24 protein-coding genes and 1 pseudogene are annotated in these 23,635 nt (G+C 73.2%); 12 read left to right on the top strand and 13 right to left on the bottom strand.

Annotation, left to right across the window (positions count from 1 at the left end):
- Positions 1 to 94 precede the first annotated feature (94 nt).
- Positions 95 to 913 carry an SAM-dependent methyltransferase gene (locus R2S09_RS20280; RefSeq protein WP_306189093.1) on the top strand — a complete coding sequence of 273 codons (819 nt, stop codon included), beginning with the start codon at positions 95 to 97 and terminating at the stop codon, positions 911 to 913.
- A gap of 72 nt (positions 914 to 985) precedes the next feature.
- Here R2S09_RS20280 and R2S09_RS20275 read toward each other — a convergent pair whose 3' ends face one another.
- The gene (locus R2S09_RS20275) at positions 986 to 1,906 is read right to left on the bottom strand and encodes a helix-turn-helix transcriptional regulator (protein WP_316742458.1); all 921 of its coding nucleotides are present in this window, start codon (positions 1,904 to 1,906) and stop codon (positions 986 to 988) included.
- 121 nt (positions 1,907 to 2,027) lie between these two features.
- Positions 2,028 to 2,258: a DUF397 domain-containing protein gene (locus tag R2S09_RS20270; protein ID WP_306189095.1), complete on the bottom strand. Its 231-nt coding sequence runs from the start codon at positions 2,256 to 2,258 to the stop codon at positions 2,028 to 2,030.
- 209 nt (positions 2,259 to 2,467) lie between these two features.
- Between R2S09_RS20270 and R2S09_RS20265 the strand changes: the two genes are divergently transcribed.
- From R2S09_RS20265 to R2S09_RS20250, 4 genes are all read left to right on the top strand, one after another.
- The gene (locus R2S09_RS20265) at positions 2,468 to 3,046 is read left to right on the top strand and encodes an ATP-binding protein (RefSeq protein ID WP_316742457.1); all 579 of its coding nucleotides are present in this window, start codon (positions 2,468 to 2,470) and stop codon (positions 3,044 to 3,046) included.
- Positions 3,047 to 3,089: 43 nt separating this feature from the next.
- Positions 3,090 to 3,635 (top strand): hypothetical protein, encoded by a 546-nt coding sequence (locus tag R2S09_RS20260; protein WP_306189097.1) that lies wholly within the window; start codon positions 3,090 to 3,092, stop codon positions 3,633 to 3,635.
- A gap of 454 nt (positions 3,636 to 4,089) precedes the next feature.
- The gene (locus tag R2S09_RS20255; protein ID WP_316742456.1) at positions 4,090 to 4,335 is read left to right on the top strand and encodes a WhiB family transcriptional regulator; all 246 of its coding nucleotides are present in this window, start codon (positions 4,090 to 4,092) and stop codon (positions 4,333 to 4,335) included.
- A gap of 145 nt (positions 4,336 to 4,480) precedes the next feature.
- A complete protein-coding gene (locus tag R2S09_RS20250) occupies positions 4,481 to 4,738 on the top strand; it encodes a DUF5133 domain-containing protein (protein WP_306189099.1) in 258 nt (85 codons plus the stop codon).
- A 73-nt stretch (positions 4,739 to 4,811) separates the two neighbouring features.
- On the opposite strand, the gene tgmB is transcribed toward R2S09_RS20250, so the two are convergent.
- On the bottom strand, positions 4,812 to 5,795 hold the full coding sequence (tgmB, locus tag R2S09_RS20245; RefSeq protein ID WP_316742454.1) for an ATP-grasp ribosomal peptide maturase: 984 nt from the start codon (positions 5,793 to 5,795) through the stop codon (positions 4,812 to 4,814).
- A 15-nt stretch (positions 5,796 to 5,810) separates the two neighbouring features.
- Positions 5,811 to 6,002 (bottom strand): putative ATP-grasp-modified RiPP, encoded by a 192-nt coding sequence (gene tgmA / locus R2S09_RS20240; RefSeq protein WP_030175376.1) that lies wholly within the window; start codon positions 6,000 to 6,002, stop codon positions 5,811 to 5,813.
- A gap of 296 nt (positions 6,003 to 6,298) precedes the next feature.
- Between tgmA and R2S09_RS20235 the strand changes: the two genes are divergently transcribed.
- Positions 6,299 to 7,375 (top strand): hypothetical protein, encoded by a 1,077-nt coding sequence (locus R2S09_RS20235; protein ID WP_316742451.1) that lies wholly within the window; start codon positions 6,299 to 6,301, stop codon positions 7,373 to 7,375.
- A 36-nt stretch (positions 7,376 to 7,411) separates the two neighbouring features.
- On the opposite strand, the gene R2S09_RS20230 is transcribed toward R2S09_RS20235, so the two are convergent.
- Positions 7,412 to 8,590: a hypothetical protein gene (locus R2S09_RS20230; RefSeq protein WP_316742449.1), complete on the bottom strand. Its 1,179-nt coding sequence runs from the start codon at positions 8,588 to 8,590 to the stop codon at positions 7,412 to 7,414.
- Positions 8,591 to 8,890: 300 nt separating this feature from the next.
- Between R2S09_RS20230 and R2S09_RS20225 the strand changes: the two genes are divergently transcribed.
- A complete protein-coding gene (locus R2S09_RS20225) occupies positions 8,891 to 9,124 on the top strand; it encodes a chaplin (protein ID WP_306189103.1) in 234 nt (77 codons plus the stop codon).
- Between the two features lie 458 nt (positions 9,125 to 9,582).
- Here the strand turns inward: R2S09_RS20225 and R2S09_RS20220 are convergent, their stop codons facing one another.
- A complete protein-coding gene (locus R2S09_RS20220; RefSeq protein ID WP_316742447.1) occupies positions 9,583 to 10,947 on the bottom strand; it encodes an FAD-dependent oxidoreductase in 1,365 nt (454 codons plus the stop codon).
- A gap of 182 nt (positions 10,948 to 11,129) precedes the next feature.
- On the opposite strand from R2S09_RS20220, the gene R2S09_RS20215 reads away from it, so the two are divergent.
- Entirely contained in the window at positions 11,130 to 12,020 is an 891-nt protein-coding gene (locus tag R2S09_RS20215) for a DMT family transporter (protein WP_316742446.1), read from the top strand.
- Positions 12,021 to 12,169: 149 nt separating this feature from the next.
- Here the strand turns inward: R2S09_RS20215 and R2S09_RS20210 are convergent, their stop codons facing one another.
- The 3 genes from R2S09_RS20210 to R2S09_RS20200 form a co-directional block, all read right to left on the bottom strand.
- Complete coding sequence (locus R2S09_RS20210; protein ID WP_306189106.1) at positions 12,170 to 13,015, bottom strand: RNA polymerase sigma factor SigF; 846 nt, start codon at positions 13,013 to 13,015, stop codon at positions 12,170 to 12,172.
- Between the two features lie 102 nt (positions 13,016 to 13,117).
- Positions 13,118 to 14,587 (bottom strand): FAD-dependent oxidoreductase, encoded by a 1,470-nt coding sequence (locus R2S09_RS20205; RefSeq protein ID WP_306189107.1) that lies wholly within the window; start codon positions 14,585 to 14,587, stop codon positions 13,118 to 13,120.
- Positions 14,587 to 16,128: a polysaccharide pyruvyl transferase family protein gene (locus R2S09_RS20200; RefSeq protein ID WP_316742444.1), complete on the bottom strand. Its 1,542-nt coding sequence runs from the start codon at positions 16,126 to 16,128 to the stop codon at positions 14,587 to 14,589. Before R2S09_RS20200 ends, R2S09_RS20205 begins: the two co-directional genes overlap by 1 nt.
- A 252-nt stretch (positions 16,129 to 16,380) precedes the next feature.
- Between R2S09_RS20200 and R2S09_RS20195 the strand changes: the two genes are divergently transcribed.
- Positions 16,381 to 17,895 (top strand): MFS transporter, encoded by a 1,515-nt coding sequence (locus R2S09_RS20195; RefSeq protein WP_316742443.1) that lies wholly within the window; start codon positions 16,381 to 16,383, stop codon positions 17,893 to 17,895.
- A 108-nt stretch (positions 17,896 to 18,003) separates the two neighbouring features.
- Here the strand turns inward: R2S09_RS20195 and R2S09_RS20190 are convergent, their stop codons facing one another.
- Together R2S09_RS20190 and R2S09_RS20185 are read right to left on the bottom strand one after the other, a co-directional pair.
- Entirely contained in the window at positions 18,004 to 18,540 is a 537-nt protein-coding gene (locus R2S09_RS20190; RefSeq protein WP_306189109.1) for a hypothetical protein, read from the bottom strand.
- Between the two features lie 14 nt (positions 18,541 to 18,554).
- A complete protein-coding gene (locus R2S09_RS20185) occupies positions 18,555 to 19,088 on the bottom strand; it encodes a DoxX family protein (RefSeq protein WP_306189110.1) in 534 nt (177 codons plus the stop codon).
- Positions 19,089 to 19,433: 345 nt separating this feature from the next.
- Between R2S09_RS20185 and R2S09_RS20180 the strand changes: the two genes are divergently transcribed.
- The 3 genes and pseudogenes from R2S09_RS20180 (at position 19,434) to R2S09_RS20170 (ending at position 22,034) form a co-directional block, all read left to right on the top strand.
- On the top strand, positions 19,434 to 19,952 hold the full coding sequence (locus R2S09_RS20180; protein WP_306189111.1) for a hypothetical protein: 519 nt from the start codon (positions 19,434 to 19,436) through the stop codon (positions 19,950 to 19,952).
- Positions 19,953 to 20,130: 178 nt separating this feature from the next.
- Positions 20,131 to 21,374, top strand: a pseudogene (locus tag R2S09_RS20175) (cytochrome P450); the annotation flags it as partial.
- A 96-nt stretch (positions 21,375 to 21,470) separates the two neighbouring features.
- Positions 21,471 to 22,034 (top strand): hemerythrin domain-containing protein, encoded by a 564-nt coding sequence (locus R2S09_RS20170; RefSeq protein ID WP_306189194.1) that lies wholly within the window; start codon positions 21,471 to 21,473, stop codon positions 22,032 to 22,034.
- Between the two features lie 47 nt (positions 22,035 to 22,081).
- On the opposite strand, the gene R2S09_RS20165 is transcribed toward R2S09_RS20170, so the two are convergent.
- Both R2S09_RS20165 and R2S09_RS20160 read right to left on the bottom strand, forming a co-directional pair.
- A complete protein-coding gene (locus R2S09_RS20165) occupies positions 22,082 to 22,993 on the bottom strand; it encodes an SCO6745 family protein (RefSeq protein WP_306189112.1) in 912 nt (303 codons plus the stop codon).
- Between the two features lie 195 nt (positions 22,994 to 23,188).
- A complete protein-coding gene (locus tag R2S09_RS20160; protein ID WP_316742441.1) occupies positions 23,189 to 23,455 on the bottom strand; it encodes a hypothetical protein in 267 nt (88 codons plus the stop codon).
- Between the last annotated feature and the right edge of the window lie 180 nt (positions 23,456 to 23,635).

Raw genomic sequence — 23,635 nt, 5'->3', positions numbered from 1 at the left:
GTGGACTGGTTCGGCCGAACACGGCTTCCCTAGGATGTACTCTCTGTCAGACCGGCCCAGTTGGCGCGGTGGATTCGGCGAATCTGGGGGATCGATGCCTACGGAGAACCAGCTGTCCACGAAGATCGACGAGAACGTGCCGACCGCCGCGCGCATGTACGACCACTATCTGGGCGGCAAGGACAACTACGCGGCGGACCGCGCCGCGTGCGAGGAACTCGACAAGGTCGTCCCCAGTACGCGCCGGCTCGCCCTGAACAACCGCCGCTTCCTCCAGCGGGCCGTAAGGGTGATCGCCGAGGAGTACGGCATCCGGCAGTTCCTCGACCACGGCTCCGGCCTGCCCACCCAGGACAACGTCCACCAGGTCGCCCAGCGGGTCTCGCCCGATGCGCGCGTGGTGTACGTGGACAACGACCCGATGGTGCTGGTCCACGGCCGCGCCCTGCTGCAACAGGACGAGCGCACCGCGGTCATCCACGCCGACATGCGCCGTACCGACGAGATCTTCGCGCACCCCGACACCAAGCGGCTGATCGACTTCTCCGAACCGGTCGCCGTGCTGTTCAACTCGGTGTTCCACTGCATCCCGGACAGCGAAACCGACGGCCCGCTCGCGGTGGTCGAGCGTGTCCGCTCGCATCTCGCGCCCGGCAGCATCATGCTCATGTGCCAACTGGTCAGCGAGGACCCCGAGGTCCGCGACTTCGTCACCAACTTCATGGACCAGGCCACGCAGGGGCACTGGGGCCGGGTGCGCGAGCAGAAGGACGTGCACGAGTGGTTCGACGGCCTGGAGATCCTCGAACCGGGCCTGGTGGAGGTGTCCACCTGGCGGCCGGACACCGAGGTGGCACCCCGTCAGCTCACCCAGGAGTGGGTGGAGTTCGGCGGCCTGGGCCTGATCCGCTAGGGATCCCGCCGGGGCCGGGGAACGGCCGGCTCCGGCGCACGGACGGGGTGTCGAGGATGCGAGTCGATGCGATCAGGGCGCCGCGTAGCGGTCCTTCATCGTCTTGCGCAGCAACGCGAGGGACTCCAGGGGCGTCAGCGCCTCGTCGGCCAGCCGGTCGAGCGCGATCCGGTACTCCTCCGTCTCGTCGCGGTCCTCGAGGAAGTTGGCGCTCCGGATGTGCTCGAGGTAGACGACGTCGGGCAGGTCGAGCCCGCCGAAGCGGAGATAGGTGATCGGGACGTTGGGCGCGGACGCGTTCGTCACGTCCAACGGTACGACCTGGAGCGTCACATTGGGGCGCTGGGCCATCTCGACGAGACGGGTGAGCTGGTCGCGCATGACCTCCCGGCTGCCCAGCACGCGCAGCAGCACCGACTCGTCGATGATCGCCCACAGCTGGGGTGCGTCCTTGCGCGTGATCAACTCCGCGCGCCGCGTGCGCAGTTCCACGCGCCGCTGCACCTCACCGGCGGACGCGGTCGGCAGCCCGCGTTCCACCACGGCCCGGGTGTACGCCGGGGTCTGCAGCAGACCGGGAACGTACTGGATCTCGAAGGTGCGGATCGCGGCGGCCGCCTCCTGGAGCCCGACCAGCCGGTCGAACCACTCGGGCATCAGCCGCTTGTCGTAGCGCTGCCACCAGCCGGGCTCGCCCGCGCGCCGCAGCAGCTTCAGCAGGACGGAGGACTCGTAGTCGTCGGTGTCGTACAACCGCAGCAGGGCGCGGACATCGGCCTCCGCCGGGGGACGGCGGCCCTTGCCCGACTCGATGCGGGAGAGCTTGGCGGCACTGAACCCCAGTTCGCGTGCCGCCTGCTCCTGCGACAGGCCGGCGTCCTCGCGGAAACCCGCCAGCTGGACGCCGACCAGCATCTTCAAAAGCGTCGGGGCCGGCTCTGACCGGTCCAGATACGGTTCGAGGCGGGAGAGGCGATGCGGTTCGGCTGACATCCTGACTCCCCAGTGGACCGGCAGACTTGAGGTTTACACTATCGCACCGTCCCGCTGCGGAGCGCATCCGTCAGTGCAAGTCGTCAGGCCCCTTCCGCTTCACCGGGTCAGGGGGCGCGGCTCACAGCAAGTGGTCGAACTCGCCGTCCTTCGCGCCCGCCAGGAACGCGGCCACCTCCGCGGGGGTGTAGACCAGGGCGGGGCCGTCGGGGTCGCGGGAGTTGCGCAGCGCGATGTGCCCGCCGACGAGGGCGGCGACCTCCACGCAGTTGCCCTCGGCGTTGCTGTGCCTGCTCTTGATCCAGCGGGTGTCCAGGGAACTGGCCCGCACTCCGTTGCGCACTGGTGGCACCGCATTCTCCTTGCTGTTCACGTTCCGCCGTGAGGCGTGCCCGGCCCGCTGCCGGGGCCGGCCGCGTCCCACCGGACCCTTCCCGTCGCCGAGCACTTTCACGAGAAATTTCGCGTGCAATTGCACGCGGACGCTGTCAGCGTGGATAATAGCCGTGGCGTCAACCCCTCGGTGGGCGCCACACGGTGACGACGCATCAGGGAGATGCCGTGCCTTCACCCGCGAGCCCGCAGCTCGGAACGCCCAGCGCGCCGACCATGGCAGCGCCGTGGGCGGCCGGGTCCGTCGCACCGGCCGGAGCCGACGGGCCGGTGCGCGACGTGACGGCTCCGCCGGGGCCCCCGTCCGGCCGGGAGCCGGACCTGGTCGCCGGCGCGCTCGCGGCCGCGGCGCTGCGCATCGAGTGCGGCCGGGAGGGCTTCGCCCGCGCCCGCGCCTTCACGCGCCGCACGCTGTCCGACTGGTCGCTCGACCACTGCGGTGACGATGCCGCCGTCGTCGTCACCGAGCTCGCGGCCAACGCCGCGACGCACGCGGTGCCGTTCGCCCCTGAGGGCCGCACGGACGTCTGGCTCGGGCTCGCCCTCGACGGCGCTCATCTGCTGCTCACCGTCTCCGACCCCTGTGGCAGCCGCCCCGTGCCGGCCCGCCCGGCCGGACCCGGCCTGGCGGAGCACGGCCGGGGCCTGGGCATCGTCGAGGCCCTGGCGGAGGAGTGGGGCTGGACCCCGAGACCGCCGCAGGGCAAGACCGTCTGGGCCAGGCTGCCGACCAGCCCGCCCCGCTGACCGACCCTTCCCCCGTACGCCCGCCGCGGAAAGGCCCGACGCCATGCGCACCGCACCGACGGAGCAGCCGAGCACACAGCGCACCGACCGCGCGACGACCCCGACCGGCGTGGCCGCCACCACGCCTCTTTCGGCTCTCGGACAGGTGCCCTGGAGCGAGATCAGGGACTCCACCGGCCCCGCGAGCGCCATCCCCCAGCTGCTGCGCAGCGTGGCCCGTGGAGATGCGGAGAGTGCCCGGGCCGCACTGGAGGATCTGCGCACCCGTATCTGCCAGTACGGCTTCGTGGTGGAGCAGGCGACCGCCGCCACGGTCCCGTTCCTGTGGGAGCTGGCCCAGTTGCCGCACGTGACCTGCCGGGCGCAGATCATCCAGCTGCTCAAGAACATCGCCGACGCCCGCCAGTGGGAGTCCGTCGCCGCCGTCTACCCCAAACTCCTCAACCGCCGCGAGAATCCCGTGGTGTGGGAGCGCAGGGCGCGGCAGGCCGTCCGGGCCCGACGCGGAGCCCTGCGGACGCTGCTGGCGGAACAGGACCGGGAGATCACCCGGGTCTCCATCGAGCTCGCCGACGCCCTCGCCGACTGACCGGGCGCCGACGCCCTGGTTGACCGAGCGAACGCCGACGCCCTCGCCGACCGACCGGGCCCCGGCAGCTCACCGTTGACACCGGCCCGGCACCTCCTCCTGCGCCCGGACGGCTCGGCTCCCCGCGCGGGCGCGGAGATTTCCCCGCCGAACCGCCGCCGTCGCCGCAAGCCGTGCGCCCTGGGCGGCTCATGACCGCTCGTTCTCCTGCCCGCCTGCTGCGTGCCGTTGACCCAATCTTGGCCGAAGGCTCTCAAAGCACCTATATTGCGGATACCTCTGCCGGGTCGTGCGGCGCCGAGACGCCGTAGACGGGAGCTGCCCGGACATGTGCGGCCGAGTGTTCAGCGGAGGCCCCGGTGAGCATCACCCAAGGAATCGAGCGCGGCGCGCGAGTCCATCGCGCGCTGCTCCACGCGTCCCGCGCCGCGAGCGGTGCGACGGAGAAGTGGCCATGAACTGGCGCGAGCGCGGGGCGTGCCGCTTCGAGGACCCCGAACTGTTCTTCCCGCTCGGGGACGGCGTTCTGTCGCTGCGGCAGACGGAAGAGGCCCGCGCGGTGTGCCGACGGTGCCCCGTACTGCGCGAGTGCAGGACCTTCGCCCTGCGCAACGGCGAGTACGACGGCGTCTGGGGCGGCATGACCGCGGGGGAGCGCCGCGCCACGGTGCGCGGCAGATCCGAGGACCGCCGCCGATGACGGCCGACGGCCCCCCGGCGTCGATCCACTGGTGATCCACCGGAAATCGATGGAATCCGGACAATCATGTGCCGCTGGACGGTCGGTGTGCATGGCACGGCGTGCCTGGGGCATACGCAGGAAAAATTCGAGAGAGGGGCGCTCCGTGCTGGTTCCGGACCCGAAGGTCGTCAGGACGTTGCTGACTCGGTACGCATCGCTGAAGATCGCTCAGGCGGAGAGGGAGCGGGCCGAGACGGCTCGGGAGCTGGAGGACGTCAGTTACACGCTGTGCGTCATGATGGGCGCCACCAGCATCGACGACGCCATCGCCCGGGCGGACGCGCTGCTGCTCGACGCGGGCCGGGCGGCACAGGCCCCCACGGACCCCGACGGGGCGGACGGCCTCTCCCTGGCCGTGTGACGTCCGGAGCGAAAGTCCGGGACTTCCGCGGCACTTCATGGCACTGCGTGCCGACGCGGCGCACCGCCGCCGGTCAAGGGGCGACGGTGCGCCGGTCGTCGACATACCCGGGCTCTCCCGGGGCGGAGCGGGCCAGCCACGCGGCGACGGTGCGGGCGATGGGCAGGCCGGTCTCCACCTCGACGAACCCGAACTGACCCGACTGGTTGCACTCCAGGAACCACCAGGTCCCGTCGGCGTCCTCGGCGAAGTCGAAGGCGCCGTACGCCAGTTCGGCCTCCTTCAGATAGCGGCGCACGGTGGCCGCCACGCGCGGCGGGACCTCCACCGGCAGCCAGCCGGTGGTGGAGGAGGCGAAGCGGACGTCCACCTCGTCCGGGTCCGCGTCCGCCGGGGTCGCCTTACGGGCGGCCAGCAGGGTCTCGCCGATCGCGGTCAGCCGGATGTCGGCCCGCTTGGCGATCCGCCGTTGCAGCAGGGTGGGGCCGTAGGCCACCGCCGCGAAGTCCGCGTCCGGTGCGACACGGCTGGCCGGCACCGCCCTCGGCGGGTCCTGCGGATGCGCGCCGGAGACCGGCTTGACCACCAGATCCGGGAACCGCTCGGCGAATTCCCGGGCGACCTGTGGAAAGGTCGTGATGAGCGTGGCCGGCACCGGCAGGCCGCAGCGCTGCGCCAGCCGCAGCTGCCACGGCTTGTGCCGGGCGCGCCGTGCCGCGTCGGGGTGGTTCATCCAGCGTGCCCCGCTGCCGCGCAGCATGCCGTAGAGCGCCTGTGACGCCTCCTCGGTGAGCCAGGCCGAGGGCTCGGGCGCCCGGGCGGCCGGGACTCCCGGCCGGCGCACCCAGACGGACCGGAGGCCGCTCATGCTCACCAGCCGTCCCCCGGCGGACAGATGGCCGCGGAAGGAGCCGTGCACATACTCGCCCGAAAGGGCGACGCCCGCGGTCAGATCGGCCGGATCCAGCCGGACCACCGGAACCGAGGAGGCGTTCAGGTGCACCACCACCATGTCCGCCGTCACGTCCTCCTCGCCGGTGAGGATGAGTACGGTCATCGTCGCCGGCCGTGTTCAGTCGTCGAAGTGCGTCTTGGAGCCCGCCGTGGAGGTGGTGGTGCCCAGTTCCCTCAGCAGCGCGTGGTCGCAGGCGGCGATCCGGCCGTCGAGGAGCACGTTCAGCTGCAGTCCGGAGTCGTAGACGTACGGCGTGGCGGCCTCGCGTTCCACGGCCGGACGTGCGTAGTTGAGCGCGAACGGTTGCATCGTCTCTCCCCTGTCGGTGCAGCCGCGATCAAGCGGTGGTCGTCCTTGCGGCGTCGCTTGGCCCGCTGACTTCGTTTCGGGTTCCCGAGACTTATACGAATCGAACGGGTGAATGGTTTCCTTACGGAGCGTAGTCATGGCGCCCGGGACCCGCGCGAGCCTGCCCTGCGGCCCGCTCACCCCTGTGGCGCACCCGGGTGGCGAACGGGCAGAGCCCGCTCTTGTAATGGTCAGGGTAAGTCGCGTGCCGCACTTCGGGGGTGCAGGAGCGGCCGCACCCCTCCCCTGGAGCCCAGATGACCACCCGCCCTTCACCACCCCAGTCGGACCAGTCCGTCATCTCCTTCACCGAGGAGTTCCCCTGGGCCGGACCGCCCGGCGGGACGGCGGGCGGCGGCGAGGGTGCGGGTGAGCGCGCGGACGGCGACGCGGCAAGCGGGCTGATGCGGGCCGCCGTCGGCGACCGCAGCGTGGAGGAGGTCGCCCGGCTCGTCACCCTGCTCCGGGAGTCGCCGGAGTACGCGGACGCCGCCGGCCCCGTGCTGCGCGCGGTCGCGGTGGACCGTCCCGTGGAGGAGGTGGCCCGGCTGGTCGCCGAGCTGACCCGGCCGCCGTATCCGGCCGACAGTGCCGACGACACGATCCGCGCCGCGGTCGAACACCGTTGCGTCGAGGACGTCACCCGGCTCGTGACCCTGCTGCACCGGGAACCCCAACTGCCGCACTGCGGCCGGGAAGCGGTCCGGGCGGCGGCCGACGCCCGCAGCTCGGAGGACCTCGTGGAACTCATCGGCCGGCTCGCCCGCGACCGGGACCCCGCGCGGCCCCCCGGTGCAGACCGGGCGCCGGTGCTCCCCGGTGAGGAGCCGATGACCGGGCCGACCGGACCCGGCGACCACTCGGGAGCCCCGGACGAACCCGAGGCCGAAGGAACGGACAGCGGCACGAGGCGGCCCGGCGGGTGGAAGGGCCGGCTGGCGTTCTGGCCCAGCTGGCTGGCCGCGGCGGCGCTCGTGGTGTGCGGCGCGGCCCACTTCCCGCTGCGCCGCGAGGGCGCGCCGGTCTACGCCTACGGCACGGCCCTCGCGGCCTCCGCGCTGTGCGGGGCGCTCGCCCTCGCGCTGACCCTGCGGCCCGGGGTCGCGGTGCTGGTCGCGGGAGCGGTGGTCCCGGGTGCCCTGGCCGCCCTCGGGTACGTCGAAGGCCGGTTCGCCTCGGCGGAGTTGTCCCGGGCACTGGCGATCACTCTGGCTCCGCCGGCGAGCGCCGGGCTCACCGCGGTGTGCGCGTCCCTGGCCTCGCTGGCCGCCCTTTCCCTGCTGCTGATGGTGCACGTGGCCGAGAGGCATCCGGCTCCACGGCCCTCCGGCTGAGCCGGAACGCCGTTGCGGGCGGGCCGGAGGGCGGGGTCACGTCTCGGTGCGGCGGTCCGAGGGGCCGGATGTGGGGGTGGTGTCCCCGGCGTCCTCTTGTTCCGGGACCGTGCCCGGGCGCGGCGACAGGGCCGAGCCCCGAAGCCGCTCCAGGCCGCGCGCCAGTTGCCGGAACGGGGAGCCCGTGGCCGCACGGGCCGGCTTCCGCGCGGGTGGCACGCCCTCGGCCCCGCCCTCGCGGAGGACGGTGAGCGCTTCGTGGGCCCGTTCGGCCGCCTCGCGGTACAGGTCCCGGGACTTCGTCATCGCCTCCAGGGCCTCGGCGTACATGGCCACCAGCTCACGGGCGTGGGCGAGCTCCTCCTCCGTCGTCCTGAGGTGCCACTGCTCCCGCAGCGCGGTCAGGGCGTCGTCGGCACCGTCCGGCAGGGGCCGTCGCAGCGCGGCGAACCGTGTGATCGCGTCGAGGAGCTCGGTCGGCTCGGTGCCGTCCAGGAAGACGCTGCGCACGGAGAACTCCTGCGCCTCGTAGCCGGGCGCCGCCGGGTGGCCGGGCAGGACGACGGCCCCGCCGCGGGGCACCCGGGTGCCGAAGTCGTCCAGCACCCAGTTGACGGCCCTGAGGCGGTGCGGTGCGGCACGGTGCTCCACGACCCGGTGCCGCAGTCCCTCCGGCAGCGGCCCCAGCAGCGTCGCACGGCCGCGTTCGTCGGGAGTCATGGCCTCGTGCACCACGACATGCACGCACCAGGTGTCGCGCACCGCGTGCCGCAGCACGCGCCGGAGCTCCTTGTCGTCGTCCGGGAGCGGGTTGACGTCCCCCAGGCGCAGGCCGGTGACCGCCTCCCGGTCCCAGCCGGCGCCGGGCCGCTGCGGCCAGAACACGGCCGCGGGGGACGGCCACCGCGGGTCCCAGATCCGTTCCGCCTCCGCCACCAGTACCCAGTCCTGCTCCTCGGCGGAGCCGCGGCGGGGCGACAGGGCGAGCCGGGCGCGTACGGTCACCTCGCCGGGCGCCTGCCAGCGGGCCTCGAAGACGTGTTCACGGGCGGGGTCGGTGTCGTCGGGTTCGAGATGACCGTGGATGACGTCGTCGGCCTTGAGCTTCTCCAGGTGGCGCCGTACGGCGTCCGCCGCGCCTGGACCGGTGTGACGGCCGCGCGCCGACCACACCGTGGGCGGGGCCGCGGGACGGGAGGAGGAAGAGTTCGACATGGGCCAATCTGCGGGCGGGGGACGGCGTGTGCTTTCCAGTATCAACCAGAGAGGATCATGATCGGCCGGCTGGGGCCCGCACGGCGCGCCGGTCGGCCCGGAGCACCGCGGCGTGACGTTGACGCGCGCCCGATCTGCCTGCGGCGTCGCCCGTACGGCGGCACACCCGTTCCCCGTTCGGTCCAACTGGCGCCCGGGGAGGCTGACATGTCTACTCCGTTCGGCCGTGGGGTGATGGTCCCGCGGCGGTTGACACCCTCACTGTGTAGGCACCTGCTACTTCGAGCGACAGGAGTTCACATGAGGATCCGAATGACGGCCGCCGCGGTCCTGGCGGGTGCGGCACTGGTGGCGGGCGCGGGCACCGCCGCCGCGGACACCACCGCGACCGGCACCGCCTCCAACAGCCCGGGCCTGCTCTCCGGCAACGTCATCCAGGTCCCTCTCGACCTCGACCTGAACCTGTGCGGGAACACGATCGACGTGATCGGTCTGCTCAACCCCGCCGCCGGGAACGCGTGCGCGAACCAGTAAGGGAGCCCCCGACGGGCAGCAGCCGAACGAGCCGTACCTCGATGCCGTGGTACGGCTCGTTCGCGTGCGGGGGTCCGGTGCTCTTCCGGCACCGGAGACGGGGCACGCCCCGATGCGGATGGTGGGCGGGCCCCGTCCGCCGACCATTGTGGTCGCCGGTACCGTCCGGCGACACAGGTGTGCGGGCGCGCGGCCGGGTGGGGCGCGCACACCCCGTGCGCGGGGGTACGGGGTGTGCGCGGCACCCGGCCGTTCCGGCGCTGAGGGGTCCTTGCACTATGCCCGCCCGGGTCGCGCGGCCTGGCACCGCACCTCGCCGCGTTGCCGAAACGCCCAGGTAGCTCCGCTACCAGGGCGCTCCGGCGCCTTGCGATGCTCTCCCACTGCCTGAACGGCGCGGGAGGTACCCCCACCACCAGACCACGCGACCTGATCGGACGCTCATAGTGCAAGGACCCCTAAGCCCCGCTCGCCCGGAGCATGTCCTCGCGCTCGACGATCTTCACCCGTTCCCGGCCCTGCGGCTCGCCCAGCGCCTTCTCCGCGGCGTCGAGGCCGTACCAGCCCTCCCAGGTGGTGAAGCGCAGGTTCCGCTCGGCCAGGAAGGCGTCGACGGCCTCCGGGCCGGGGGAGGCGGGGGTGTGCAGGCGCCCCGCCGCGTAGTCCTCCAGCAGGTTGGCGACCGTCTCGTTGGCGTCGCCCTTGGTGTGGCCGATCAGGCCCACCGGGCCGCGGCGGATCCAGCCGGTGACGTACGTCGACTGCACGTGCTCGCCGCTCTCGCCGATGATCCGGCCGCCCTCGTCGGGAACCGTGCCCGTCTCGTCGTCCCACGGCAGCTTGGGCAGCGGGTCGGAGAGGTAGCCCACGGCGCGGTAGACGGCGGTGACGTCCCAGTCCTTGAAGGTGCCGGTGCCCTTGACGTTGCCGGTGCCGTCGAGCTCGGTGCGCTCGGTGCGCAGGCCGGCCACCCTGCCGTCCTCGCCGAGGATCTCCACCGGGGACTCGAAGAAGTGCAGGAACAGCTTGTGCGGCCGGTCTCCGGCATCGCGGATCGCCCAGTTCTCCAGCGTCTTGGCGACCATGTCGGCCTGCTTGTTGCCGCGCCGGGTGGCGATGGAGCCCTCGTCGTAGTCGATGTCCTCGGGGTCGACGATGACCTCGATGTTCGGGGAGTGGTCCAGCTCGCGCAGCTCCATCGGGCTGAACTTCGCCTGCGCGGGACCGCGCCGGCCGAACACGTGGATCTCCAGTGCCTTGTTGGCCTTCAGGCCCTCGTACACGTTCGGCGGGATCTCGGTCGGCAGGAGTTCGTCGGCCGTCTTCGCCAGGATCCGGGCCACGTCGAGGGCGACGTTGCCGACCCCGAGCACGGCGACCTTCCCGGCCTCGAGCGGCCAGGTGCGCGGCACGTCCGGGTGGCCGTCGTACCAGGAGACGAAGTCGGCGGCGCCGTAGGAGCCGTCCAGGTCGATGCCGGGTACGGGCAGCGCCCGGTCGGCCGTGGCGCCGGTGGAGAAGATCACGGCGTCGTAGAACGCGCGCAGGTCGTCCAGGGTGATGTCGCCCGGGTAGTCGACGTTGCCGAAGAGCCGGATCTGCGGTTTGTCGAGCACCTGGTGCAGGGCCGTGACGATGCCCTTGATGCGGGGGTGGTCGGGGGCGACGCCGTAGCGGATCAGGCCGAACGGCGCCGGCATCCGCTCGAAGAGGTCGATGGACACGCCCGGCTCGGCGGCCACGCCGGACTTGAGCAGGGCGTCGGCGGCGTAGATACCGGCGGGACCGGCTCCGACGATGGCTACCCGCAGGGGGCGGGGCATGATCAGGTTCCCTTCGAGCGGTGACAGGCGACTCATCGCAACCCTAAATTAAGGCAAACCTAAGTTGGTACGGGGGTCCGGTCTATGAGGTCATAAGGCTCGATTATGGGTTGGCAAAGTCGCCGTGATGGGTGGCGACGCCGCGGCAGGACGGGACGCGTTCCGTCGGGCATGGTGGAGCTGTGATCGGGTTGGCCGTGGGCTTCGCCGTCCTGGGGGCGGCCAGCAACGCGATGGGCACCGCCTTCCAGCGCAAGGCGGCCTCCACCGTCGCGCAGGGCGGCGGACTGCGCCTGCTGCTCGCCCTGGCGCGGCGGCCGGTCTGGCTGGCCGGCATCTGCGGAGTGCTCGCCTCGGCCATGTTCCAGGCGCTCGCGCTGGTCAACGGGCCGATGGCGCTGGTGCAGCCGCTGTTCATCATGGAACTGCCGTTCGCCCTGCTGGCCGCCGGCGCCCTGATGCACCGCCGGCTGCCCGGCGCCGGATGGTGGGCCGTGGCCGGCGTCGTCTGCGGTCTGGTGCTGGTCCTGGTCGCGGCCTCGCCCTCCGGCTCCAAGGACCAGGCGTCCATGGTGCGCTGGGTCCCCGCGCTCATCCTGTGCCTGGGGGCGATGGCCGCGGCGGTCGTCCTGGCCCGCCCGGGGCGTCCCCCGCTCTTCCGGGCCGCCGTCCTGGCCGCCGCCGCGGCCATCGGCAACGCCCTGACCGCCGCCATGCTGAAGTCCGCGAGCGGCGTGCTGGACGCCGACGGACTCGATGCCTTCCTCACCACCTGGCAGACCTACGGGTTCGCCGTCGTCGGCCTCAGCTCGCTGCTGCTCCTGGAGAACGCCCTCCAGGCCGGGTCGCTGGCGGCCTCCCAGCCGGCGCTGACCATCGGCGACGCGACGGTGAGTCTGCTGCTGGGCGTCATGCTGTTCGGCGAGCACGTCCGTACGGGCGTGTGGCTGCTGCCGGAGCTGGTGGGGGCCGGGCTCATCGCGTGGGGCGTGATCCGGCTGACGCGCGTGGTCCCGCACGCCCAGCAGACCCTGGTCGGCGACGGCCGCACGGGTACCCGGGCCGGCCGCTGACCCACCGGACGCTCGACCACCTCCCCGCCACGCCTCGGTGGGCGCACGGAGCGGGGCCGGACACCGCCCACCTCCCCAGGACGGCGGCGTCCGGCCCCTGGACCCGGTGTGCGCCCAGGCCGTGGTGTCCGGTGAGGCCCGGTGTCCGCTCAGCCCGTGGCGAGCAGTCCCTGCCGCAGCCGGGCGAGCAGACGGTTGAGCAGACGGGACACGTGCATCTGGGAGATGCCCAGCCGCTCTCCGATCTGTGCCTGGGTGAGTTCCTCCACGAACCGCATGTGGATGATCTGCCGGTCCCGCTCGTCGAGGTCCGCCAGGAGCGGGGCCAGGCTGTGCACGTCCTCCACGAGCTCCATGGTCATGTCCTCGGCGCCGATGAAGTCGGCCAGGACGCTCTCGCCTTCCTCGCTGCCGCCGACGGCGGCGTCCAGTGAGGCGGAGGTGTAGCCGTTGGAGGCCACCATCGCGTCGACCACCTCCTGCTCGGGCAGGTTCATCAGCTCGGCCAGCTCCCGCGTGGTGGGCTTGCGCCCCAGCCGGCTGCCGAGTTCCTCAGTGGCCCGGGCGAGCTCCACCCGCGCCTCCTGAAGCCTGCGCGGCACGTGCACGGCCCAGGAGGTGTCCCGGAAGAAGCGTTTGATCTCGCCGACGATGTAGGGGACGGCGAAGGAGGTGAACTCCACCTCGCGGCAGAGCTCGAACCGGTCGATGGCCTTGATCAGCCCGATCATGCCGACCTGGACGATGTCCTCCATCTCCTGGGGGCCCCGGCTGCGGAAGCGTCCGGCGGCGTAGCGCACCAGGGACATGTTCATCTCGATCAGCGTGTTGCGGGCGTACTGGTGCTCGTGCGTGCCCTCTTCCAGGGTCGCCAGCCGCTCGAAGAACAGCCGGGACAGCGCCCGCGCGTCACTCGGCGCGACCTGTGAGGGGTCGGTCACCTCCGGCAGCTCCGTCCGGGCCGGAGTCGCCTGCGCCTCTGTGGTCACCGCCATAGTGCGTGTCCTCCCTCTGAGCCGATGCGTGGCCTGCCGTGACCGTCTCGTGATCAAGACGGGCTTCGGAGCGTGTACCCCCCTCCGGGAACCTCACACCCATTATTTCTCCGGTCGGCTCATTTCACCCGTCGGCGGCCGACCGCCCTCCGGCACCCGCAGCCGGGCGCCCTGACGCGTCAGTTCCTCCTGGACCAGCGCGTACGGCACGCCCCGCGGGCCGCGGCCCAGCCGGGTGGCCAGCGCGGCGCAGACACCCGCCGCCTGCCCGGTGGCCATCGCGATGGGCATGACCCGGTACGACGAGTGCGCCACGTGCGAGCCGGAGATGCAGCGCCCGGCGACGAGCAGCCGGTCGGTGCCGGACGGCAGCAGACAGCGCAGCGGGATGTCGTAGAACCGGCCCCTGGGGACGCGCCTGATGACCGTACCGCTGCCCTCCGGGTTGTGGATGTCGATGGGGTAGGCGCCGTGCGCGACGACGTCCGGGAAGGACCGGGCGTCCAGGATGTCGTAGCCGGTCAGCCGGTAGTCGCCCATCACCCGGCGGGTCTCCCGCACCCCGATCTGGGTGCCGCTCTGCACCGTGTACGCCTCCTCGAACCCCGGCACCCGCGAGCGCAGGAACCGGTCGATCTCGGCCAGCTGGCGCCGGGCCGTCCACTCGGCACGGCTGAGGTCCCACACGTCGATGCCCAGCGCGCCGGTGACCCGGGTGCTGTTGATGGCGAGCTCGCGCGGGTGAGGGGTGCCGAAGAACAGGATGTCCTCGCGCGGCAGCCGCAGTTCGCCTGCCTCGGTGGCCTCCCGCACCATGTCCCACAGTCCGTGGACGCCCCGCCACTGGTCGGGGTGGGCCCGGACGTACTCCGAGAACCCCGGCCGGGCGAAGTCGGCCATGCGGAACATCAGCGTCATCGGCTGCACCCTCCCGTCCTCCCGGCGCCCCACCTCGAACGGGGCCCCGCAGGAGGCGGCCACGTCACCGTCGCCGGTGCCGTCCACGACCACACCCGCGTCGATCACCACCGGGCCCGACTTGGTCTCGAAGACCACCCGCCAGCCGTCGTCCAGGGGCAGCGCCGCCGACGCGAAGGAGTGGAACAGCAGCCGCACCCCCGCCTCGTCCAGCAGGTCGAGCAGGACCAGCTTGAACACCTCCGGGTCGAAGGGCACGGTGTAGCCGGTCTCCAGGGACGGCGGGATGCCGCCGCCGCGCGCGGTGAGCCGGTCCAGCAGCCGCCACAGGAAGCCCGCGACCACCGGTTCGCCCTCGCCGTGGTCGGTGGGCAGCAGCCGGTCGCCCGCGCCGTCCTCGCCGAAGACCGCCTGCTTGTGCTCGTTGTGGAACGACATCAGCGGCATCACCAGCGCGACGGTGGCGTTGCCGCCGAGGAAGGCGTACCGCTCGACCAGGACCACCTCCGCCCCGGCTTCGGCCGCCGCCCACGCGGCCGCGGTGCCCGCGGGTCCGCCGCCCACCACCAGGACGTCCGTGCGGCCCCCGTGCAGGGCCGAGCGCGCGGGGAGGGTTACGGTACGCGGCTGCTCGGGGCGGCGCAGAACAGGCATCACGCCTCCTGCCCGGCGCCGCCGCTGCGCACCGCGCCGTCCCCTGGATCCGGTACGACGCCGGCGCCGGGCTCCGGGTCGGGTGCGGCACCTGGCCCGGTCCCGGGCCCCGGTCCGGACCCCGGTCCGGGCCCGTGGGCGGGACGCAGGAGGTGCAGTCCGTGGGGCGCCGACACCGGGGTGTCGCCCACGGGAGCGCTGTCCGCGCCCACGGGATCGGCCGGGCTGCCGAGGCGGGTGGTGCTGCTGCCGGGCTCGGCGGGGTCGGCGGGACTGCCCGCGCCGTCAGGTCTGCCGGGGCCGGCACCGGCAGACCTGACGGAGGCGTCCGCGGGCCTGTCGGGGGCGCCCCCGGGGATGTCGGGGGTGTCGACGAGGACCCTGTCGTCGTCCTCCCGGTCCATGGCGTCGAGCAGGGTCCCGCAACGCGCACAGGTCTCCCCGGCCAGCTCCCGCAGGGCACGGACGCGGGCGCCCAGATCCACCCGGCGCTGCGGGAACTCGTCCCACAACCGGTCCACCTCCGCCAGCAGCAGCCCCACCTGCTCGCGGGCCACGCCCACCAGGGCCGGAGCCCCGAGCCGGCGGGCGAAGTCGAAGACCTTGCCCGCGTAGGGCAGCGGCAGGACGGGCAGGCCGGACACGGCCGCGAAGATCAGGAAGTGCAGGCGCATGCCGACCACCAGGTCCAGATGGCTCATCAGGCCCAGGACCTGTCCGGGCGTGTAGGCACTGTGCAGGATCCGGCCCCGGTCGGGCGCGGTCATCCGGGACAGCACGGCGTGCGCGTGGCGGACGTCGTGGCGTTCCATCGGCATGAAGACCACATGGGCGTCCAAGCGGCGCACGAGAAAGTCGGCCACGTCGGCGAGCAGCGCGTGGTAGTCGCCCTCGTCCAGCTTCTCCGCGGCCCGGCCCGGCTCGCGCACGGACATCCCCACCAGCCGGGCGTCCGCCGGCACGCCCTCCTGCCGCATCATCTCGGCGGTGAACGGCTCGGGCGGCAGCAGCAGCGCCGGATCGGCGGTGACGACCAGGTCCCGTTCGACCCCGACCTCCTCCAGCACCAGCCGCGACTCCTGGTCGCGCACCACCACCTCGTCCATGGCCGCCAGTACGGTGCGCACGGCCTCACGGTCGTCGCCCTCGTGCAGCGGGCCCGCGCCGACCGCGTAGGCGAACGTACGGACGCCGCGGAGCTGCGCCGCCCGCACCAGTTTCAGATAGCGGCGCGCCTCGCCGTCGTAGAGGATGCCGCCGCCGCCGAGGACCAGCAGGTCCAGGCCGGAGAGCACGTCGGTGACCTGCCTCTGCGGCACGCCCTCCCAGGGCACCACCTCGTCGGCCATCGACTGGTGGGCGCGGGTGTGCTCGGCGTCGCGGCTGAAGACGACCAGGTGGGCCCGGGGGCGGTGGCCGCGCAGGCAGCCGAGGACGCACTGGAGGACGGCTTCGTCGCCGATGTTGTAGCCGCCGTAGGAGCCCAGCAGGCCGATGCGCGGGGCCCGTGAGCGGGGCGTCCGGTGCGGTGAGGTGGTCATCCGGAACTCCCGTTCCGTGGAGCAGGCTGCGGTCGGGGGACGGCACTGTGCGGATGCGCGGGCCGAGTTGCCTTCACCTCACGAGGAAAACACCTCCGTCGCCGTCCGGCAGCCGCTGTCTGTCCGGGTGGAGCAGTGACGCCGCCCTTTCCAGGTGAGGTGTTCCACCTCCGGCCACAGGGGAACGCGCCACTTCGGCACGCCGGAACGTGACGAACGGTGCGTGCCGGGGCCGCAACCGGAGGAGCGTTCGTGGACAGGGACACGCGGCCGGGCCGACGCGGCGGCGCGCGGGCCGGCCCGGCCGACCCCAGACGCTGGAAGGCCCTGTGGGTCACCCTGACGACCGGCTTCATGAGCCTGCTGGATGTGACCATCGTGGCCGTGGCGCTGCCGTCGATGCAGCGCGACCTGCATGCCTCGGCGTCCTCCGTGCAGTGGGTGGTGTCCGGATACGCCCTCACGTTCGCCCTCGTCCTGGTGCCGGCGGGCCGACTGGGTGACGCGGTGGGCAGACGCCGCATCTTCCTGTGGGCCCTGGCCGCCTTCGTGGTGTGCAGTGCCGCGGCGGGCGCCGCGCCCACGATCGCCTGGCTCGTCGTGGCCCGGCTCGCGCAGGGCGCCTGCGCGGGATGCCTGGCCCCGCAGAACTCCGCGCTGATCCAGCAGATGTTCCGCGGCGCCGAACGCGGCCGGGCCTTCGGGCTCTTCGGCGCCACGGTGGGCGTCTCCAGCGCCGTGGGACCGATCACCGGCGGCCTGATCCTCGCGCTGGCGCACGGCGCGCAGGGCTGGCGCTGGATCTTCTACGTCAACGTACCCGTCGGCGCGGTCGCGCTGCTGCTGGGGCTGCGGTTGCTGCCCCGTGTCGTTCCCGGCCGCCGGGAACGCCTCGACCTGCCGGGCGTGGCCCTGCTCGGCGCCGGGGTCCTGGCCTGGATGCTGCCGCTGGTCTTCGCCGAGAGCGGTGGACTGCGCCGGCTGTGGTGGCTGTTCCCGGTGGGCCTGGCTCTCCTGGCCTGCTTCGCGCTCTGGGAGCGGCGGGTGTCGGCACACGAGGGCCGGCCCCTGCTGGATCCCCGGCTGCTCACCGGCACGCGCGGTTACGCCCTGGGGACGGCGCTGGGCGCGCTGTACTTCGTGGGGTTCAGCGGGGTGTGGCTGGTGTTCGCCCTGTTCTTCCAGAACGGCCTCGGCTACGAGCCGCTGCGCTCCGGTCTCGCGGTGACGCCGTTCGCGATCGGCTCGGCCGCCGCGGCGGTGGTGGCCGGACGGCTGGTGGAGCGGCTGGGCCGGCTGCTGACCGTCTGGGGGATGGTGACGGTGATGGCGGGTCTGGGCGCCGCAGCGCTGGTGCTGCGCTCCGCCCCGCCCGACGTCGTCGCGTGGCTCGCCGCGCCCGCCCTGTTCGTCGGCGGGCTGGGCAGTGGCTGCGTGATCTCCCCGAACGTGACGATGACGCTGCGCGACGTGCCGGTGCGGATGGCCGGGGCGGCGGGCGGCGCCCTCCAGACCGGCCAGCGGCTGGGCGGCGCCGTGGGCACGGCCGCCCTCCCGGGCCTCTTCTACCTGGTGCTGGGCGCGAGCGGCAGCGACTTCCGGGAGGCCGTGGCGCTCTCGGTGGGCTCCGCCCTCGTCGCCATGCTGGCAGCCCTGACGATCGCCGTCCTCGACTGGCACCGCGACCCCTTCCGCACCGCACGCCGCCACCCCCGCAGACTGCCCGGACAGCCCACCTGTGCCTGCCGGTGCGGCGACCGGGAGTGAGAGGGCGGGGGCGATGGCCGCGATGGCCGGGGGCGGATCGGGTGAGACGCGTGTTCGTCGGTGGGCGAAGGCGATGCCCGCGCAGGGTGATGTCCGCGCAGATACCGGTCACAGGCCGCGGAACGTCTCCGCCGCCTGACGTGCGCGCAGGTCGTCGATGGTGCGCAGCTGTTCCCGGGCCCGTTCCAGGAGCCCGTCGAGCTGGTGCGGGTCGAGGCGCCGCTCGTGGTCGGCGAGCGCCCGGAGCGTCTCCCAGGCGCAGATCTTGCCCTGCACGCCGACCTGCAGCAGCTCCAGCTCCAGCAGGGAACTCAGCGGCGAGCGCCGGAGCAGGGAGCCGTTGCTCTTCAGCCGTCCGGCCCGCTCGCCGAGCCGCCCGGCGTAGACCTTGTAACGTCGCACCGGCAGTTCGAGCCGCCGCATGACGGCCAGCAGACTCCTGCGGTCCTCGGCGACCGCGGTGGCGATCGGCGCCATCGCGGTACCGAGCTCGGACCCCCGGCACGCGGTGGCGAGGTGCCGGGCCCGCTCGGCGCCCATGGTCGCGCCCGCCAGATGGTCGTTGAGGTAGATCCCGAGCAAGGTGTAGCCGCTCTGCCCGGCGAGCCCCGGAAGGAAGGGTGCGGAGCGTCCTTGGTCGTTCATGGTGTGTCCCGCGATCAGCCGGGCAGCTTGGCCCGGATGCCGCCGATCGTGGCGGCCGGACCCGCGGTCGCGCGGACGGTGCGGCGTACCAGGCCCGCCTCCCGGTGGAGTTCACGGGCGGTGCGCCGGCCGCGCCACAGCCACGAGGGCGCACCGCCGGTGTCGTCCGCGGCGATCAGCAGGCCGCCCAGCATGGAGAGGTTCTTCAGGAAGTGGATGAGCTGCTGGGAGCGCTCGGCGGGTTCGTCGGCCTCCCAGAACCGGTGTCCCGCCACCGTGGTCGGCACCAGCGTGCCGGCGAGGGCCAGCGCGCAGAGCCGGGGCAGCCGCCCCAGGGCCAGCATGACACCAGCGGCGACCTGCACGCCGCCGCTCAGCCGCACGACATGTTCGGTGTGCTCCGGCAGCACCGGCATGCGCTCCCGGATCGGCCGTACGACGGGCTCGGCGGCCGGGGCGACGTCCTGGGGCCTGCGGACGGAGTTGATCCCTCCGACGACGAACATGGAGGCGAGCAGGGGGCGACCGGCCATGCGCAGCAGACTCATGGTCCTCTCCAAGGGGTGTGGGCGCGGGGCGTATCGGTGTACGGCATTCGCCGAGTTCCCGCGCCGGAGGCGCGCAATCGAGAAGGACCGGCCGGAAGGGTGTCCACCGAAAGGGCGACAGGGGCGTACACGAAGGGGCGAAAAGAAGCCGCGGGAAGGGGCCAAAGGGACGCGCAGGGGATGCGCTTCGGTCTGTGGGCGGCCGAAATGTAGTACAACCATTTTCACGTTTCGGGACAGGCGCAATTTTCCGGATATTTCGGAACCGGCGTGTGCCGAGCCGTGTCTTACCTGCCGACCAGGGCCGGGATCAGCCGGCCCGCCAATCGCTGGGGGAACACCCATATGTCCACGCGTGTGCGCAGCCGCCGCGGTCTCGTCACCGCCTCCGCCCTGGCCGGGGCCCTCTGCCTGGCCGCCGTGACGCCGGCACTGGCCGGGACCGGCACCACCCACACCACCCACGGCGCCGGCCGTACGGCCGCCGTGCCCACGGCCCAGGGCGACCCGCGCGGGGTGACCCAGCGGGTCGCCGATTTCTACGGCACCTACATCGACACCGTGTGGGACGGCGAGGACCCGGCCGCCGGCGCGAGTCTGAAGGCGCTGAAGAGCTTCTACCTGTCCGCCGACGCCCGCCGGAGGGTGGCCGCCTACGAGGCCAGGGAGCACGCGGACGGAGTCCTGTTCGCCCAGAACGTGCCGGTGAAGTGGAAGGTGGCTTACACCGGGTCGGGCGCGGGTCACGCCACCCACAGGGTGACGCTCGTCTGGAGCGACCGCAGGGACGCCAAGGTGACGCAGATCGACGTCCGCTCCGACCTGAAGACCCGCAAGATCACCGATCTGAGGCTCGTCCGCTGACGTCTGCTGACGTTCGCTTGACGTCTGCCGACGCCTGCTGACCGTTCCGGGCCTGGATCCCGCACGTGCTTCCCGCAGGGCCCCCTGGGCACTCGGGCGGCATGGACGCCCCTCACGGCCCCTGACCGACCAGACGCTCTCCCTGTTCGCCGGGGGCTACGCCTGGCTGCCAGGGCGCATGCGGGAGAGCAGCCCCGGGCGGTCACCGAGCGGGCGGTGCGGACCCGGCTCATGGGCCGCCCCGCCCTCGCCGTGCGCGGTCCGGACGCCGTGCACTTCTTCTACGACGAGCGCAACGTCCGCCGGCACGACGCGATCCCGGAACCCGTCCTGGACACGCTCTTCGGCCAGGGCGCCGTACACACGCTCGACGGCGACGAACACCGGGAGCGCAAGCGGCTGTTCCTGCCGCTGCTGCACGCCGACCGGATCGCAGGCGTCGTCGAGGAGGCCGCGGCGGCATGGGACGAGGCCGTGGCCGGCTGGGCGCGGCGTGACCGCGTCGTGTTGTTCGACGAGGCGGCCGTGGTGCTCACGCGCGGTGTCTGCCGCTGGGCCGGCGTCCCCCTGGCGGAAGCGGACGCGGAGACGTATGCGGAGACGCACGCGGACGCGGAGGCCGCGGCGACGGCCCGCGACCTGATCGCGATGGTCGACGGCTTCGCCACCCTCGGACCGCGCCACTGGCGTGCCCGGCGCGCCCGCGCCCGGCAGGAGGAGCGGCTGGCCCGCCTGGTACGGGACGTGCGTTCGGGCCGTGCCCCGGCCCCGGCCGGTTCCATGCTGGAGCGGGTCGTCCGACACCGCGACGGCGACGGCGAGTCGCTGACACCGCGGACGGCCGCGGTCGAGCTGCTCAACGTGCTCCGTCCCACGGCCGCCGTCAGCTGGTTCGTCGCGTTCGCCGCCCACGCGCTGCTCCGCCGGCCCGAGACGCGCGCACGGTTGCGCGAGGGCGACGCCGCCTACGCCGGCGCCTTCGCCCACGAGGTGCGCCGCTTCTACCCGTTCGCCCCCTTCCTCGGGGGCCTGGCGGTCCGGGACCTGTCCTGGCAGGGGCAGCCGGTTCCCGAGGGCGCCATGGTGCTCCTCGACGTCTACGGGCAGAACCACGACGCGGACCTCTGGGGCGACCCGTACGCCTTCCGGCCGCAGCGCTTCCTGGAACACCCGGCCCAGCGTGACGTGCTGATCCCGCAGGGCGGGGGTGACCCGTGGACCGGTCACCGGTGTCCCGGTGAGGGGGTGGTGCTCGGCCTGCTGGAGTCCCTCGCGGTGCGCCTGGCCCGCCTGGAGTACGACGTCCCCGACCAGGACCTCCGGATCCCGCTGCGCCGCGTTCCGGCGCGTCCGCGCAGCGGCTTCGTCATCAGCGGCGTACGCGCACCGGACCGCAGTACGACGGCGACCGCGGCGGCGGGCGGCGGTGTGGCGCGGACCGGCGCGGGAACCCGACCGGCGGTCCACCGGGGGACACACCCTCCGACACGCCACCCTCGAACACGAAGGAGCGCTGACATGGGACACGGCGGAGACGTCATCAACGAACTGACCACCGACCACCGCGAGGTCGAGGAGATCTTCGCCCAGATCGAGGCCCTCCCGGCCGGCGACAAACGGCGCAAGAACCTGGCGGACCAGGCCACGATCGAACTGGTCCGGCACTCCGTGGCCGAGGAGATGTACCTGTACCCGGCGGTCCGCCGGTGGGTGCCGGACGGCGACGCGATCGCCGACCGGGAGATCCAGGACCACGCGGAGGCCGAGCGGACGATGAAGGACCTGGAGGGCTGCCGCCCCGACGAGGCGCGGTTCGACGAGCTCATGGGCCGTCTGATGCGGGAGATCCGGGAACACGTCACGGACGAGGAGCAGAACCTCTTCCCGCAGCTGCGCCAGGCCGCGGCCCCCGAGGACCTGGAGCAGCTCGGCGAGAAGGTGCGCACCGCCAAGAAGACGGCCCCGACGAGGCCGCACCCCGCGGCCCCGGACACACCGCCCGCGAACAAGCTCCTGGCTCCGGGCGCCGGCATGGTCGACCGGATCAGGGACGCGCTGTCCGGCCGCGGGAAGACGGACTGACGCCGATCGGGGCCGACCGACGCTGACTGCCCCCGGCCGGGGGCAGTTCACCCGCCGTCGGTGCCGGCGGCCCCGGTGGCGGCGGGTGAGGCGTTCCACAGGGCGCCGGTGAGACCCACCGGGTTGCCGGCCGGGACCAGGCCGGTGTGCAGCACCGTCTTGGCCAGCGGCTCGAGGAGATCGGCCAGGCGTGCGCCGCCGTCGGTGCCCAGGGCGCTCCACGGCTGCCGGGCCGCCGCGTCCGTCCGCGCCTCCACCTCGGTGTGGACCGCGGTTCCGGCCGCGGTCAGCGTGCCGTCCCCGGCGAGCCAGCCGCGTTCGCGCAGATCGTCCTCGGCCGTCTGCCAGGCCGTCAGGTCCCACTTGCGGGTCTCCCGCAGCAGCGTCGCGTCGGACTCGCCGGCGGCGGACTTCAGCACCATCGCGGCGACAGGGCCGAGGCCGTGGGCGACCAGCACGGCCACATGTCCGTCGCCCCGGTGTTCGCGCAGGGTCGTCAGGGCCTGCCAGAGCCGGACGTGCGGCGGTGCGGGCCGGTCGAGTGCCTGGTTGGCGGCGCCGAGCACCCGTCCCGCGGTGTCGGCCGCCGTGGCCGCCCGCCACGCCAGGTCCGCCGCCTCGGTCAGCTGCGCACCGGTGACGGCGTCCCGGCCGAGCAGGCGGGTCAGGGCGGCGTCCATCGCCTCCTGCCGGGCCGCGAGGGCGTCGGCCGGCGCCGTGTACCGCCAGGCGTCCGGCAGGGCCCGCGCCACACGGTCCGGGTGGAAGACGTAGAAGGAGCTCGTGACGACGGGAGCGGGCACGGCGCCGAGCGGGGCGGCGCGCAGCGCGAAGTACCCCATCCAGAAGCCGCGCAGCCCCAGCGCGTCCGCCGCCCGGCGGGCCTCGGGCGCGAAGTACACAAGGCCGTGGACCGGTTCGTAGCGCTCCCACAGCGCCCGTGCCAGGACGTCGGTCATGCCGGATCAACTCCGTTCGTCGGCTTCGGAGCAGCATGCGTCATGACTGGCGTCATAACAACCCCGTACCCACCTCGCATCACGTGCACATCGGCTTCCGTGACCGAGACGGACCCCGGGCGACCGAGGAGCGGCGCCCAGGGCAGGGCGTGCAGAGCGTGCACGGTGACCGCGCCGGCCGGCCGGTCCGGGGCGTCAGGCCAGCGCCACCAGGACCGCGGCCACCACCGTGAGCGCCGCCATCGGCACCATGACCAGGCGGGCGCGGTGCACCCAGGCCGGCAGGCCCGCCCGCCGGAACCGGGAACGGCCGCTCCCGTGCCCGATACCCGGTTCGGCGAGGGCGAGTCCCGGGCCGAGCAGCGCACGGCACCAGGGGCAGTCCCCGTCCTCCCACGGCTTCCTGCCGTGCTCGGCGACAGGACGCGGCCACGGCGACGTACGCGGGCGCCGTCGTGGCACCGCTGTCACGTCGGCCGGCCTCACGGGACCGGGATCCCGCGCGGTACCGGCACCGCGGGCACGGTCCCGGCCGCCGCCTCCGCCGCCGCTCGCGCCCCCGATCCCGAACCTGCTCCCGCGCCCGTTCCCTTGCCCCTGTCCGGCAGGAGTCCGCCCGCTCCGGTGCCCCAGGGGCGAAGC

Source organism: Streptomyces sp. MK7 (assembly GCF_032658145.1).
GTDB classification, from domain to species: domain Bacteria; phylum Actinomycetota; class Actinomycetes; order Streptomycetales; family Streptomycetaceae; genus Streptomyces; species Streptomyces spiralis.
This window is presented reverse-complemented; position numbering and strand designations above follow the sequence as displayed.